This window comes from Halorientalis pallida (assembly GCF_049605515.1).
Taxonomy (GTDB): Archaea; Halobacteriota; Halobacteria; order Halobacteriales; family Haloarculaceae; genus Halorientalis; species Halorientalis pallida_A.
Genome location: NZ_CP187158.1, coordinates 3,143,595 through 3,158,111 on the forward strand (window position 1 = coordinate 3,143,595; position 14,517 = coordinate 3,158,111).

Consider the following 14,517-nt stretch of genomic DNA (forward strand, 5'->3'; position numbering starts at 1 on the left):
CCGCGACAAGTCCCGGACACGGGACATGGATCGGGGTGTTCGAGGTGGGGTCGCGCTCCTGGTCGTGGTGGCGCTGCTCGCGTTATCGGGCGTCGCCGTCGGCGAGGACAACGAGCCACCGCTGGCCGAGGCCGGTCTGGACCAGCAGGTCACGGCGGGTGAGACCGTCCGGTTGGACGCCACGGGCTCGCGGGACCCCGATGGCAACGTCTCCGGATACGAGTGGTCCATCGAGACCCCCAGCGGCGGGACGACGACGCCCGACTGCGTGACCTGCGGGACGACCGCATTCCGCCCGGAGACACCCGGGCAGTACAACGTGACCGTCACCGTGACCGACGACGACGGCGCGACGCGGACGGACACGCTGTACGTCGAGGTCGACCCTGCACCGGGGCCGTCGGTCACGCTATCCGGCCCGACCGACCCGGCTATCGAGCGGTCACAGTACGGTGATCCCTCGGGGACCGCGAGGTACGTCGCGAATTTCAGCCGTGGCGGGCATCCGATCGATTACGTCGAGTGGCTGGCCGACGGCGAGCAGACGGTACAGCGTTCGGTCAACGACTCCAACGTGGACTCGATCAACTACGTCCACAGCATGGCGTCGGCCGCGACTCATACGCTCACCGTCAGGGTCGTCGATACTGCGGGTCGCGAAGCGACCGACTCGATGACGGTTTCGCCGCAGGTCCAAACCGCAAACGGCGGTTCCGGCGGTGGCGACGACGGTTACGACGGTCTCATGCAGGTCGAGTTTGGTAATAGCCACATCATCGTCGAAGCGCCGACTATAGACACGAGTACCGGTGAGGTCGTCCGGCAATCGAACCCGACCAATCAGGAGTTGACCAACGCGGCGACTGCCGAACCAAACGAGGACGTTGAGACTGATTTGAGTGAGGATGGTGATGGCGGCAACAGAGGTAACCAGAACCAAGACGCTGTTAACGATAATCCCAACAATACAATCAACAACATAATCAATGATATGTTCTCTGGAGTGAGTCCACCCAATACATCCTCTGATAGTGGAGGTAGTTCTGAGCAAAGTTCTTCAGACAATAGCGGATTAGGGGAGATATGTATATTATGTTAAAAAAGTTGCTAACAGCATCTCTGGTATGTCTATTATTAATAAACTCAGGCTGTAGCGGTATATTGAGCGAAAATACTAGTGTTAATAATAGAACAAACAATACACAAACGTCTATTTCAAATACCGTCTCAGGCGAGCCGCCTAACGATCGTGACGAAAATATAAATGAAACTGAGAAAAAAGCTAATTTTAGCCAGAAATTTAGAACAAAAATTAATAGGACAAATATAGTGTCGCATGAAATTACTAAAAACTCACATACTTTAGAGATATCATATTTTGGGAATTTCAGTAACACATCTCGGTCTACCCGAGAGCTATCACTAATCGCGGCAGCATTCGCGGATGTGACGAATATGAGTTATAGTAATAAAAACGAAAGTTGGGAGATATCACGCTTGCATATTGTTGGAAAAGATGCTAATGGTTCTGTAATTTGGGACTCTAGAATTGAAGACTGGTGGGCTATGAACTATGCAAACAATAAGTGGAAATTTAATAACTATCTTGATGCTATTGTGGCTTCTGGAGACCTCTGGAACCTTTCTACCGAACAACCGCCAACAGAAGGGGCCAAATATATTGGAGAGTTAACCAAAACACTCCGAAACCGGACTGATATTGAGCTAATATCACTGGATAAACACGGTGGAGAAGCCTTCCTCACCTACGAAACCGATCACGAACTCAATTCAAGCCAATATTTCGACGAAGTCGCTAACGTGGTCGACGTCTACAAGAATCTAACACTCCCACGCCGGCTTAATCGAACGGACGGCTGGTACGCGGGCGTCCTCAACATGGAGGTCCGCAACGGCAACGACACGCTGGAGTGGTACCGCTATCAGATCCGCTGGGCGGAGTCGCGAATCGAGGGAGAGATGTCGAGCCAAGAAGAGGCCTACCGCCTCCGCAGGTCTCGCTTCCTCGAAAAAGACAGACTCCGTGACGATCCCGACCCGGACGAGTAACCGGCCTACTCCAGAATCCCGGCGTCTTCGAGATACGCCTCGACGTAGGGGTGCAGATCGAACTCGAACGGGGGCTGGAACGTCCGCAGGTCGCTGTGCTGGTCGTCCGCCTCGAACGCTACGCCGTCGTCGGGGGTCACGTGGTAGCCGACCGGAACGTAGTGCTTGCCGTCGGTGTCGTCGAACTCGGAGGTGTCGTAGAAGTGTTCGTAGACGCCGAGCTGGCGCTCGACTGTCACGCCACAGCCGAGCTCGGCGTCGGCGACCCGTTCGACGGCGTCGTGCAATCGTTCGTGCTTACGGACACGGCCGCCGGGGACGAACCACTCGCCGCTGGCGGGTTCGTTCTCGCGCTTGCCGAGAACGACGCCATCGTCGGTCTCGACGACGAGATCGACGGAGACCAACGGGACGTTCCGAACCACCGTCTCCCACTCCCCTGCTGGAACCGGACCGTCGCTCATACTCTCGCCGGCGTTCTCACCGGACTTTTCGGTTGCTATCCACGCCGGCGCTTGCCGCTACACGAACGACCGTGATAATTATAGACCGTTATAGTTATGTAGGTCCCCCTCTCACGATGTGGTGAGGACAAAATGACCGAACGGCCTCAGATCGAAACGACGGCTCCGCTCGTTCCCGAGATGCCCACGAACCGCGTCCGCACCGACGGTGGTCGCGCGGCACCGAAAACGTCCGGTAACGAGCTTGTAGACGAGGCCGACGCGCCGCTCGTTCCCGATCTCTCCTGATCGGCACGGTCGTTTTTCCAGTACTCCAGTCGCGTAGCGACGGCGCTATTCTGCGTCGATCCCGACGAACTCGACCGCGTCGGCGTCAGTGTCGAGGATAGCCACGCTCCGGTGGTCTGCGGGTACGGTCGGGAAGTGTGCGCCGGGGTTGACGACGGTGGTGTCGCCCTCGGTACGTTTCTCGGCGACGTGGAAGTGGCCGTAGAGTACGTAGTCGTAGTCGCCGGAGTCGGCGCGTTCGTTGACGGTCTCGATGCCCTGGTCGCCGTGGAGGACGTGGACCGACGTGCCGTCGAAGGTGAGGTCGGCTTCGCGGCCGTGGAGCTGGCTCCCGTCGCTGAAGCCGTCGATGGTCGCCTGGAGCCCCTCCCGTTCGCCGTCGTTGTTGCCGAGGACGCCGTGGATGTCGAAGCCGTGGCCCTCGAAGGCCGAGAGTAGCGGCGGGGCGATGTAGTCGCCACAGTGGACGAGGGTGTCGATGCCGCGGTCGTCGAAGGCGGTGGCGATTGCCTCGGCGGCACTGTAGTTGTCGTGCGTGTCGGAGACGATTCCCACCTGCATGTGCGAGGGCACGACCGGCCGGACAATGAAGGTTTTCAGGGTCGGAAAACGCGACACTACCTTCTTGGGTCGTCCCCTGGGAGTATCGGACGACTGGTCCCCATGATCGCCATCGAGACGACCGACCTCACGAAACAGTATGGATCGACGACGGCCGTCGCGGACCTCGACCTCTCGGTTCCGGAGGGTGTCGTGTACGGCTTTCTCGGTCCGAACGGGGCCGGGAAGACGACGACGATGCGGATGCTCACGTCGCTGACCCGACCCTCCAGTGGCAGCGCACGCGTCGCCGGCGTTCCCGTCGACGACCGCGAGCGACTCATCGAGCGAGTCGGCTATCTCCCGGAAGAACCACCGCTGTACACCGAACTCACCGCCCGCGAGCAGTTGACTTACGTCGCGGGGTTGCGCGACCTCCCGGAAGACGCGACGAACGAGCGCATAGAGACGCTACTCGCCCGTCTGGATCTGGCCGACGACGCCGACCGGCGTATCGACGCCTACTCGAAGGGGATGCGCCAGAAGACGGCGTTCGTCCAGTCGCTGTTGCACGATCCGGACGTGCTCTTTCTGGACGAACCGACCAGCGGGCTGGACCCGCGGGCCGCGCGGACGATCCGGGAGATGATCGACGACCTCGCCGACGAGGGGACGACCGTCTTCCTCTCGACGCACATTCTGCCGGTGGTCGACGAACACGCGGATACGGTGGGCGTCCTCTACGACGGGCGGCTGGTGGCGGAGGGGCCACCCGGCGACCTGAAACGGCAGGCCGACGCCGGTGCGAAGGGCGACACCGGTGGAGCGGGCGAGCGGACGCTCGAAGACGTGTTCCTCGAAGTGACCAGCGAGGATCCCGCGGCCGACGAGGCGACGGTGGAGGGTGCCACGGATGTCCGGTAGCGGCTGGGTCCGGCAGGGACTCTCCATCGGCCGAACCGAGTTTCGACGAACGACCCGCTCGCTCCGCCGGGATTCGGCACGGTTGGCGTTGATCGGCGTCGTCGCCGTGCTGTTCGGGCTCATGGTCCTCGCGGGCACGTGGTTCATCCTGCAGTTCGGCGACGAGGTTCCGGCGGGCGACGTGTCGAACGTGATCCGCGGGAGCGTCGCGATCCAGTGGCTGTTCGCGGTGTTCATCACAGCCCAGCGAGCCGGGTCGCGCCACCACAGCATCGACCAGGAGTCGCTGATGTTGCTGACGGTCCCGGTCCGGGCCGTCGCCCTGGGCCTGCTCAGCGCCGAGTGTTTCCGGGCGCTCGCCTACCTCGCCGTCCCCGTCCTGTTGCTGGGTGGCGCGTTCGTCGTGGCCACGGCGTCACCGCTGATGGCACCGTTTCTGGTGCTGGCCGTCCTCTTGTTCTTCACGACGGCACTCGTACTCGGGTTCGCGCTGGGATTGCTCGCCAAACTGCTCGTGGCGCGGTACCGCGTCGTCGCCGAGCACAAGTCCGCCTTCAGTTTCCTGGCGGTGATCGTATTCGTCGGCGGGTACGTCGGGCTCCAGAACGTCGGCGGGCAGGGTGTGACCGCACTGCTGGGCTGGCTCCCCTTCTCGTGGGTCGTCGACCTCGCGGTGATCGGCTCGCCGTTTTCGGGATCGCTCCCACGGGCGGCCGCGATTCTCGTCGGCGGACTGGTCTGGACCGTCGGCGGCGTCCTGGTCGTCGAGCGGCTCGGTGTGGCGCTGTGGTTCGGCGACACCGTCGAGGACGCGGTGGCTGCCGAACAGGCACGCGTCGACACCGGGACTGCCGACGACCCGCTCGCCGCTGCGGTCCGCCCCATCCCGCTCCCGACGATCAGCCAGCAGGCCCGCCGGATCGCCCAGCGGTCGGTCGTCGTCGCACGCCGGAATCCCCAGCGGCTCTCCTTCCTCGTGCTTCCGGTCGTCCTGCTCGGCGTCACCCTGGTCAACGTCGCACAGGCCGGCGTGGGGTCGCTCCTGGCGTTGCTGCCACCGCTGGTGGTCGTCGCGCTCCCATGGCTCGCCGGGGGCGTGTTCGGCCTCAACCCGCTGGGCGACGAAGGGGCCGCCCTCCCGGCCACGCTCACGTCGCTTCCCTCGGGCCGGGATTACGCCGTCGGGCTCGCCGTGCCCGGGCTAACGCTTGGTCTACCCGTCGTCGTCCTCGCGACCGTCGCGACCGGACTCGCCGGACCGTACGACCCGCTCGAAACCGCGGCGCTCGCGGTGCTCGGGCTCGTGCTGACGCTGGCCGCGGTCGTAATCGCGCCGGCGCTCGGGATGGCTTTCCCCCGGTACGATCCGGTCAGGGTAGGCAGCGACCGCGAGATCGTCCCGCCGAGTCTCAGCGCCGTCGTCCTGTATTCGCTGACGCTCGGTATCCCGGGGACGCTCGCCGCGGCCGCGACGCTGGCACCGACGGGAACGCGTCGGTTCCTGTCGCTGCTCGTCGGTGGACTCCTGTCGCTGCCCTTCGGCCTGCTCGCGAGTCAGGGTCTCACCCCCGCTCGTGGCGTCGCCACCTGGCTGGGACGGGTCGGGGCCGAGATCGCGACCATCCCCGTGTCGACCGTCCGATGGGGTGGCTACATACTTCCGCTCGCCGCCCTGTGTCTGCTCGGGATATGGTCGTTCAGGGCCGTCTCACGGCGGTTTCGGCGGCACACGCTCGACTAGGCCGAACAGTGGCGACTTTCGCAACCGTTAAAACTGGCGCGTGCCATCTCCGTATTGCTACTGCACGGGCCGGTGGGGTAGCTTGGTATCCTTCGGCCTTCGGGTGGCCGTAACCGCGATTCGAATTCGCGCCGGCCCACTTTTCCCGGTTTGATCCGACGAGTCGCAACTTCGGGTGGTCGTAACCGCGTCCTCGTGAGCGGAGCGAACGAGGGCCAGCGAGACCGGAGGTCTCGCGTGATTCGAACTCGCGCCGGCCCACTTTTCGACCGGGTCCTGACGGCGAGCGGTGCATGGCCGTGGCCAGAATGTGACCGCATGTCGCGGTCAGGCTGAGGATTCCGGCCGGACACTACTGGGATATATTCGGGGTGTCTGACGCTCGTCTGCTTTCTCCGAGACAAATCATCAATTATTTCTTAATGACCGACGGAATGGGCTCTATGAAAGTAGAGACTGCGGAGAGTCAATCGTTCTCCTACAAGGGAGCTCTCCGCTATATCGCCGTCGCCGCTGGCGTAATGGGGGCACTGTACCTCCCGGCGATCATCTTCCCCGATACGTGGTTTCGGGCACTCACGACCGTCATGCTGGTCGCTCTGCTCGGCCTGACCGGACGGGCACTCGTGTCGGCGCTGTTTTCGTTCAAGCGACCGGAGACGCCCGAGCTGACGCTGTCGGACGCCGAGTTGCCGGAGGTCAGCGTGGTCATCCCGGCGTACAACGAGGCCGCGGTGCTGCCCGACACCATCGAGGCGTGTCGGAACCTCGACTACCCGGCCGAGAAGCTGGAGGTCGTCCTCTGTTACGAGCGCGACTCCGTCGACGATACGGCGGCGATCTGTGAGGAGGCGGCCGCCGACGACGAGCGGTTCGTAGCGGTCGAGCGGGACGAACCCGGCGGCGGGAAGGCGAAGGCGACGAACTACGCGCTCCAGTACGCGACCGGTGAGATCATCGCCAGCATCGACGCGGACCACCGGTTCAAGTCCGACGCGATTCGCCGCGCGGTGGCGTGGTTCGAGTCCGACCCGGACATCTGGTGTGTCAAGGGTCGCTGCTACGGCGACAACCCGCGGGACTCCCTGCTGGCCCTGCACGCGACCGTCGAGCGCCACATCGCGGAGAAAGGCGACCTGTTCGCACGGGAAGTCCTCGGCGGATTCACCATCTTCGGTGGCGGACAGGCTTTCTTCCGCGCCGAGATGTTCGACGAACTCGGCGACTTCGACGAGAGCGTCCTCGTCGAGGACATCGACATGTCCTCGAAGATCCACGACTTCGGCAAACAGCTCCGTGTCGATCCCTCCATCGTCACCTTCGAGGAGAACCCGGCCACGCTCCAGTCGTGGTGGAGCCAGCGCAAACGCTGGGCCCGTGGCTGGATGCAGGTCGCGTTCCGCTACCTGTTCCGACTCCCGCGCAGCAAGAACATGTCGATGCGCGAGCGGTTCGACGCCGCGTTCACCTTCGCTTACGCGCTCATGCCGGTCTACGTCGCGTTCACGTTCCCGATTTTGCTGTTCGATATGGTTCGGGACTTCGCGGTCCACAATGCGATCCTCGCGCCCATCCTCGCCGACATGGGCCTGAAGACGACCCTCCAGTACGGCGTCCCGACAGCCACGTTCTTCTCGGAGTTCACCCGGAACGCCCTCTGGACGTTGCTCGCGGTCTCGCCGGCCATCGCGGCGTGTATGGTGTTCGTCCAGGACTACCGTGACGGGTTCAGTCACGACAGCCTGGAAGTGTTCGCCTCGTTCACGCTGTGGGTCTACCTGGCACTGCAGAGCGTGGTCTACGTGGTCTCGTTCCTCGACGAGGTCATCTTCGAGCGGCCGAGCATCTACGTGACGACCGCCCGGGTCAACTCCCAGGCCAAGTCGGGGTCGAGCAAGACCAGCGGCACCGAGACCAAATCCGACTGAGCCGCCCCATTCTTCACTTCGCCGGCCGTCGTCTCGTTCCATGGGCTATCACCACATCGACCCCGACGAGCTAGCGCCGTCGCCGGACCATCCCTGTGACCGCCGGTCGCTGGCCGAGGCGGCGGAACTCGCCCAGCTCGCGGCGGCGGTCTACGACCTCGCGCCCGGCGAGGACCTGGCGACGACCTACCACTACCACGACCAGCGCGAGGAACTGTTCTACGTCCTCGCTGGCGACCTCCACGTCGAGACGCCCGACGAGACGTTCGTCGTGGAGGCCGACGAGACGTTCCTCGTCGAACCCGAGCATCCCATCCGGCCGTACAATCCGGCCGACGCCGACGGGCCGGTCCGGGTACTCGGAGTCGGCGCGCCCAAATTCGACATCGGGCGGCCGTACGAGCCGGACGCCGACGGTGACGACGCGTAGGCGGTCCCTGGGTGGTCGGAAACTTTCCCGGTGTACAAACCGAACGCCGATTGTCCGGTGTTTTACTGACGCTTTTGCACCCCGAGGCGCTGGGGTCGGTATGACCGACGACGCCACCCACGACGAGGAGCTGGCCTGGGAGACGCTGTACGGCGAGACGGCCTACATCTGCCCGGGGTTCGACATCCAGCGCGAACAGGTCCGCCTCCCCGACGGGACGGAGACCGACTTCGACTACCTCTCCGAGAGCGAGAGCGTCGTCGTCCTGCCGTTCACGCCCGACGGCGAGATCGTCGTCATCGAGGAGTGGCGACAGGCCGTCAAGCGGGTCACCCGCGGACTCCCCGCCGGCGGCGTCGAGGGCGAGGACGCCGACCTCGAAGCCACGGCCCACCGGGAACTCGAGGAGGAGACCGGCTACGAGGCCGACGCCGTCGAGCATCTGACGACGGTCGAACCGGCAAACGGGTTCTCCGACGCCGTGTTCCACTACTATCTCGCCGAGGGGTGTGAACCGACCGGCGAGCAGGCGCTGGACGACGACGAGTCGATCGGCGTCGAGACGACAGAGTTCGACGACCTGCTCGCCGCGGTCGAGGCCGGCGACTGCCGGGACGGCCGGACCGCGTTCGGTGTCTGTTACTACGAACTGTTCGGGTGAGGGGCGGGCCGGCCAGAACACAACCCTTAGGCCCGCGCCCCCGAAAGCCCGCGCCAATGGGCGACTGGTTCGAGGTACGCGACTACGACGCCGCCGGTCGGATCGGGGAGCTGACCGTCCCCCGGGCGGACGTGACCGTCGAGACGCCGGCACTCCTGCCCGTGGTCAACCCCCACGTCAGGACGGTCGAGCCGGCCCGCATGGAAGCGGAGTTCGGCGCGGAGATCCTCATCACGAACGGCTACATCCTCTACGGCTCCGACGACGCCCGCGAGAGCGCGCTCGCGGACGGTCTCCACGATCTCTACGACTTCTCCGGCGCGATCATGACCGACTCCGGGTCCTTCCAGCTCTCCGAGTACGGCGAGATAGACGTGGACACCCGCGAAATCCTCGAATTCCAGCAGGCGATTGGGTCGGACATCGGGACGCCGGTCGACATCCCGACGCCGCCGGACGTGAGCCGCGAGCAGGCCGCCGAGGAACAAGCGACCACGCAGGAGCGGCTGGAACTCGCCGCCGAGGTCGAGACCGGCGACATGCTCGTCAACGCGCCGGTGCAGGGCTCGACCTACCCGGAACTCCGGGAGCGGGCGGCACGCGAGGCCTACGGGACGGATCTCGACGTGTTCCCGGTCGGTGCGATGGTACCCCTGCTCAACAACTACCGCTTTGCCGACGTGGTGGACATGGTGGCGGCGGCCAAGCGGGGGCTGGGCGCGGACGCGCCGGTCCACCTGTTCGGCGCGGGCCACCCGATGATGTTCGCGCTGGCGGTCGCGATGGGCTGTGACCTGTTCGACTCGGCGGCCTACGCGCTGTACGCCCGCGACGACCGCTACCTCACGGTTCGAGGCACCGAACACCTCGAAGACCTCGAGTACTTCCCCTGTGAGTGTCCGGTCTGTGCGAGCCACACGCCCGACGAACTGGAGACCTGCGACGACGCCGAGCGCGAGCGCCTCCTCGCGGAGCACAACCTCCACGTCACGTTCGGGGAGATTCGACGCATCAAACAGGCGATCCGGCAGGGGAACCTGCTGGAACTCGTCGAAGCCCGCGCTCGCGGCCACCCCACGATGCTCGACGGCTACCGCGCGCTGGGTGATCACGCCGAACAGCTGGAGGCGACCGATCCGGCCACGAAAGACGCCTTCTTCTACCTCTCGGGGGAGAGCGCGGCCCGACCGGAGGTCCTGCGCCACCACCAGCGACTCGAACGGCTGGACGCCGACGGCGAGGTCCTGCTCACCGAGGGCGACACGAACGAGGCCTACGACGAGAGCTGGCGGGTCGTCCCGCCCTTCGGCCCGTTCCCGCGGGACCTCTCGGAAGTGTACCCGCTCAACGCCGAGGTGCCCGAGCGGCTGGACGAACGCGCCTACGCCCGGGCCGCCGACGGCGTGGCGCGGCTGGCGGCGGCCAATCCCGACGTGGACTTCACGCTGGGCCACACCGGCTGGCCCCCACGGGCGCTCGAACGGGTCCCCGACGCCGTGGACACCTACGAACTCGGCGTCGACGACGCGTTCGGCGACGACGAGGGCGGGACGGACGACGAACGCGCCTGAGCCGCGGCGCTCCCGCCCGCTCCTTATTCCAGTTCCCAGCCGGAACTCACCGCCCGCCCCCAGTGTTTCTCGGGCCGCCAGATCAGGTGGCCGTCGCCCCGGCGCTCGAAGACGGCCGAATCACCCGGTCCGACTTCGGTCTCGGGGTCGGCATCGGCAAACTCCGTCCAGGGAACGATCTCGAGGTCGGATTCGGGGTCGAGCCGGACCTCCAGGTTCTCGGCCCGGACCGCTTCCGACCCGTCGTGTGTGAGCTTCACGCCGGTGGTCGGCTCGTCGAATCCGCCGTCCTGATACTCGAGTTCGAAGAAGGCGTCGGGCTCTTTCGGCGGCCCCGACGGCGGGTCGCTCGTCTCGCCGGTTGACTCGATGTCCTCGCCCTCGTCGATCTCGAGCGCGAGGTGGCCCATATCGCGACTGTACTCGGCCGAGACCGAGGCGGACACTTCCACGCAGTCGCCGGTCCCGAACCAGTCGGTGTTGAACTTCTTCCGGAGCGGTGTACTCACTTCGGCGTAGCCGGTCCCGTCGGCCACGATCATGTCCGAGTCCGACATCCGGGTGACCGTCCCGCGGATCGACACCTGGTCCGGATTCTCCATGTCGAGGACGCTCTCGTAGAGCGCCCCCAGTTCCCGGTCGCCCGGCGCACACTTCGATTCCAGAATCCCGAAACAGCCTGCGGTGAGCCCTGCTGCCCCGACAGTCGCCAGTACGTCTCGTCGCTGCATACGTCGTCGTGATAGTGTGGTCGACATATAGATTTTCCAATCGCTTCGGCGACGGCGGGCACCGGGGCAGCCGCTGGCGCGTCGGAAGGAAAGATACTCGGCCGCGCTCGCCCGAGACGGTGCCATGACCGATTACTTCGAGGTCCACGAGCGGGACGGGGCCGCCCGCATCGGGGAACTCCGGCTCGCGGACCCACTCACCACGCCTGCGCTGGCCGACGAGGTCGTCACCGACGCGGGCAGTCTCTGGCCCGAGGACCGCGAGGTGCCCGAGGGCGACGACGCGACGCTCACCGTCCTCCCCCACCGGGGCCTGCCCGCCGGCACGCCCGAGGAAGTCGAATCCGCCTTCGCCGTCGACTATCCGGACGTGGACTACCCCAGCGCCGCGGTCGTCTCGCCCGAGACCGCGACCGACCACGGTACGGACGCCTACGTCCTCTCGAACGCGAGCGGCTACGCCGGCCACGCGGCCGCGTTCGTGGACGCCGTCATCAGTACCCGGGAGGCCACGCCCGCCGACACCGCGCTGTACCTCCCGGGCGTCGCCACGCCCGCGAACGTCGCGACGCTGGTCTACGCCGGCGTGGACCTCGTGGACACGGATCGCGCTGTCCTGCGGGGCACCCAGGGGTTCTACCAGGCGACCGACGGCGAGTACTTCCTCGAAGACCTGGACGAACTCCCCTGTGCGTGCCCGGCTTGCCAGCAGCCCCGCGACGAGTTCGACCGCGAGGACTGTGCCGAACACAACCAGCGCGCGCTGGCCGCGGAACTCGCGCGGGTTCGCCGCCGGGTTCGTGACGGGTCGCTCCGGGACTACATCGAGGGGCAGGCCCGCCACGACCAGTGGCTCACCGCCACGTTCCGGCGGCTGGACCAGGAGTACGGCTACCTCGAACAGCGGACGCCAATCGTCAGGCGCGAGGAGATCACGGCCGCGACCGACGACACCATCAGGCGAGTCGAGATCCAGCGCTTCGCCGAACGCGTCACCACCCGGTACCGCAACCGCTTTGCCAGTCCCCTCGTGCTGGTGCCCTGCTCGGCCAAGAAACCCTACAGCGAGTCACAGAGCCACGGCCAGTACCACGACGTGATCCAGTGGCGCGCCCACGTCGCCTCGATGACCTCGCCCATCGGCGTCGTCCCCCAGGAACTGGAATGTACCTACCCCGCCCAGCACTACGACTCCGTCGTGACGGGCGAGTGGACCGCCACGGAGATCGAGTTCGTCAGCGACGTGCTGGAAGCGTACCTCCGGCGCAACGACTACCCCGAAGTGATCGCCCACGTCCCGCCCGAGGGCTACCGCGAGATCGTCGAGCGCGCCACCGCCGACCTCGACGTCGATCCGGTCTTCACCGTCGACGATCATCCGACGACCAGCGAGTCGCTGTCGAACCTCGCGGCCGAACTGGAGGGCGAGTTGACCTACCCCAAACGCGAGCGCGAACACAACACGATCCGAGCGATCGCGGACTACCAGTTCGGGGACGGGGCCGGCGACGACCTGTTCGACGACCTGCACACCGAGTCACGCTACCCGAAACTGCGGGTGACCGACGCCGACGGCGAGCAACTGGCCGCGATGGTCCCCGAGTACGGCGTGCTCTCGTTGACGCTCGCGGGTGGCCGGCGCTGGGTCGAGAGCGACGTGCCGGTCAAACGGGTCGAGATCGACGACTTCGTGCCCCACGGGAGCGTCCTCGCGCCGGGCGTGGTCGACGCCAGCGACTCGATCCGGCCGGGCGACGAGGTGGTGATCGAGGGGTCGGCCGCGTTCGGCGTCGGCCGCGCGGCCATGAGCGGCCCGGAGATGGTCGAGTCGACGCGGGGCATCGCCAGCGAGGTTCGCCACGTCGACGAACGGTAATTCCGGCAACCCCGAAGCGGAAGTTTATTCGTCGGTTCTCTGCGATAACGTGATAGATGAAACGCATATTGCTGACTGTGACGGTCGCCGTGATGCTCGTGTTGGCGGGCTGTAACGGCGGTGGCCAGGGGACGGCGTCCCCGACCGGCAACGAAACTGCGACGGACGGCGCACAGGCCGAGACCGAACTGAGTAGTCCGGACGTGCCGGACTCGCTGGACATCGGAATCTCGCCGGCCGGGCCGGGCAGCGGTGGCATGGACACGGTGTCGTCGGACATGTACCCGCCGGGGGTCGACAGCTCCGGTGTCACCAACGCGACGGCGCTGGTCACCAGCCACTTCGAGGCGGCCGGGTCCAACGCCGAGACGCGGATGGCCTTCAAGTCCAGCGGTGGGACGCTCGGACTCGTCCACAGGAACGGCTCCAGCGGGGAACGGCTCCGGTACGTCAACGCGACGACCGGTCGGTCCGGGACCTGGTGGCGCTCCGGGTCGACGGTCGTTCGGCGGAACACCTCGCAATCGCCACCGGTCACCTACTCCCACGGTGAGACGAACCTCTACACGGGCTATCAGTTCCTGGGCCTTTTCCGTGTGATTCCGTTCGTCACGCTCGACTCGATGTCGCTGTCGGTCGACGGGACGACGACGGTCGACGGCCAGCAGGTCCTTCGCCTCGCAGTGAACGGCTTCAACCGGTCGTCCTCGGACTGGAACGTCAGGTCGGGACTCCAGAACGCCAGCGGCTACGCCCTCGTCACGCCCGAGGGTGTCATCCGCGAACTGCACTGGGAAGCGACGAACGTCAACACCAGCCAGACCGAGAGCATGACCGTGACCGTCTCCGGCGTCGGCTCGACCAGCGTCACCCGGCCCGACTGGGCGGGTGAGTACCCCGACGCGACGGTCTCGACGACCAGCGAGGGACAGGTCCTCGCGCTGACCCACGAGGGTGGCGACGCGATTCCGGCCGACACGCGGATCCAGGTCGGCTCGGGCTTTTCGGCCTACGGGAACGTGACGCTCGCCGAGTCGCTCGAATCCGGTGAGACGCTCTACATCGTCGCCTCCGGTCGGTTCGGTGACTACGACGTCACCGCGAGTGTCGGGAGCCAGCCCGACGTGCCCGAGAACGCGGCCTCGTTCTCCCGTCGGGTTCCGTCGGTGTCGGCGTTCCTCGACGACGTTCAACTCCAGTACGGCCCCGAAGTCGAGGCTGGTGGCGGCACGGGTACCGGTTTCGGTGCGGGCGCGTAACTACTCCGCCGGGACGTTTTAGTTCGGCCCGCCC

Annotated in this window: 14 protein-coding genes and 1 tRNA gene; 12 read left to right on the top strand and 3 right to left on the bottom strand. The window is 65.5% G+C overall.

Annotated features, from left to right (window positions below; all coding sequences use genetic code 11):
- The first annotated feature begins 25 nt into the window (after positions 1-25).
- Complete coding sequence (locus ACOZ4N_RS17845) at positions 26-1,099, top strand: PKD domain-containing protein (RefSeq protein ID WP_424017712.1); 1,074 nt, start codon at positions 26-28, stop codon at positions 1,097-1,099.
- Positions 1,100-1,446: 347 nt separating this feature from the next.
- Entirely contained in the window at positions 1,447-2,070 is a 624-nt protein-coding gene (locus ACOZ4N_RS17850) for a hypothetical protein (protein ID WP_424017713.1), read from the top strand.
- Between the two features lie 5 nt (positions 2,071-2,075).
- Here ACOZ4N_RS17850 and ACOZ4N_RS17855 read toward each other — a convergent pair whose 3' ends face one another.
- The gene (locus ACOZ4N_RS17855; protein ID WP_424017714.1) at positions 2,076-2,534 is read right to left on the bottom strand and encodes a GDP-mannose mannosyl hydrolase; all 459 of its coding nucleotides are present in this window, start codon (positions 2,532-2,534) and stop codon (positions 2,076-2,078) included.
- A gap of 132 nt (positions 2,535-2,666) precedes the next feature.
- Between ACOZ4N_RS17855 and ACOZ4N_RS17860 the strand changes: the two genes are divergently transcribed.
- On the top strand, positions 2,667-2,822 hold the full coding sequence (locus tag ACOZ4N_RS17860) for a hypothetical protein (protein WP_170845417.1): 156 nt from the start codon (positions 2,667-2,669) through the stop codon (positions 2,820-2,822).
- 45 nt (positions 2,823-2,867) lie between these two features.
- On the opposite strand, the gene ACOZ4N_RS17865 is transcribed toward ACOZ4N_RS17860, so the two are convergent.
- Positions 2,868-3,383, bottom strand: coding sequence for a metallophosphoesterase (locus ACOZ4N_RS17865; RefSeq protein WP_424017715.1), 516 nt, complete (start codon positions 3,381-3,383; stop codon positions 2,868-2,870).
- Between the two features lie 102 nt (positions 3,384-3,485).
- On the opposite strand from ACOZ4N_RS17865, the gene ACOZ4N_RS17870 reads away from it, so the two are divergent.
- From ACOZ4N_RS17870 to tgtA, 7 genes are all read left to right on the top strand, one after another.
- Entirely contained in the window at positions 3,486-4,286 is an 801-nt protein-coding gene (locus tag ACOZ4N_RS17870; RefSeq protein WP_424017716.1) for an ABC transporter ATP-binding protein, read from the top strand.
- A complete protein-coding gene (locus ACOZ4N_RS17875) occupies positions 4,276-6,027 on the top strand; it encodes a hypothetical protein (RefSeq protein ID WP_424017717.1) in 1,752 nt (583 codons plus the stop codon). The genes ACOZ4N_RS17870 and ACOZ4N_RS17875 overlap by 11 nt, the downstream gene beginning before the upstream one ends.
- 66 nt (positions 6,028-6,093) lie before the next feature.
- Positions 6,094-6,166, top strand: a tRNA-Pro gene (locus ACOZ4N_RS17880).
- A 382-nt stretch (positions 6,167-6,548) separates the two neighbouring features.
- A complete protein-coding gene (locus tag ACOZ4N_RS17885) occupies positions 6,549-7,955 on the top strand; it encodes a glycosyltransferase (RefSeq protein ID WP_424017718.1) in 1,407 nt (468 codons plus the stop codon).
- A 40-nt stretch (positions 7,956-7,995) separates the two neighbouring features.
- Positions 7,996-8,385: a cupin domain-containing protein gene (locus tag ACOZ4N_RS17890; protein WP_424017719.1), complete on the top strand. Its 390-nt coding sequence runs from the start codon at positions 7,996-7,998 to the stop codon at positions 8,383-8,385.
- 100 nt (positions 8,386-8,485) lie between these two features.
- Complete coding sequence (locus tag ACOZ4N_RS17895) at positions 8,486-9,046, top strand: NUDIX hydrolase (RefSeq protein ID WP_424017720.1); 561 nt, start codon at positions 8,486-8,488, stop codon at positions 9,044-9,046.
- 56 nt (positions 9,047-9,102) lie between these two features.
- Positions 9,103-10,617 (top strand): tRNA guanosine(15) transglycosylase TgtA, encoded by a 1,515-nt coding sequence (gene tgtA / locus ACOZ4N_RS17900; RefSeq protein WP_424017721.1) that lies wholly within the window; start codon positions 9,103-9,105, stop codon positions 10,615-10,617.
- A gap of 23 nt (positions 10,618-10,640) precedes the next feature.
- Here tgtA and ACOZ4N_RS17905 read toward each other — a convergent pair whose 3' ends face one another.
- Positions 10,641-11,348 carry a hypothetical protein gene (locus ACOZ4N_RS17905; protein ID WP_424017722.1) on the bottom strand — a complete coding sequence of 236 codons (708 nt, stop codon included), beginning with the start codon at positions 11,346-11,348 and terminating at the stop codon, positions 10,641-10,643.
- 124 nt (positions 11,349-11,472) lie between these two features.
- Between ACOZ4N_RS17905 and arcS the strand changes: the two genes are divergently transcribed.
- Entirely contained in the window at positions 11,473-13,224 is a 1,752-nt protein-coding gene (arcS, locus tag ACOZ4N_RS17910; RefSeq protein WP_424017723.1) for an archaeosine synthase subunit alpha, read from the top strand.
- A gap of 56 nt (positions 13,225-13,280) precedes the next feature.
- Positions 13,281-14,483: a hypothetical protein gene (locus ACOZ4N_RS17915; RefSeq protein WP_424017724.1), complete on the top strand. Its 1,203-nt coding sequence runs from the start codon at positions 13,281-13,283 to the stop codon at positions 14,481-14,483.
- The last annotated feature ends 34 nt before the right edge of the window (positions 14,484-14,517 follow it).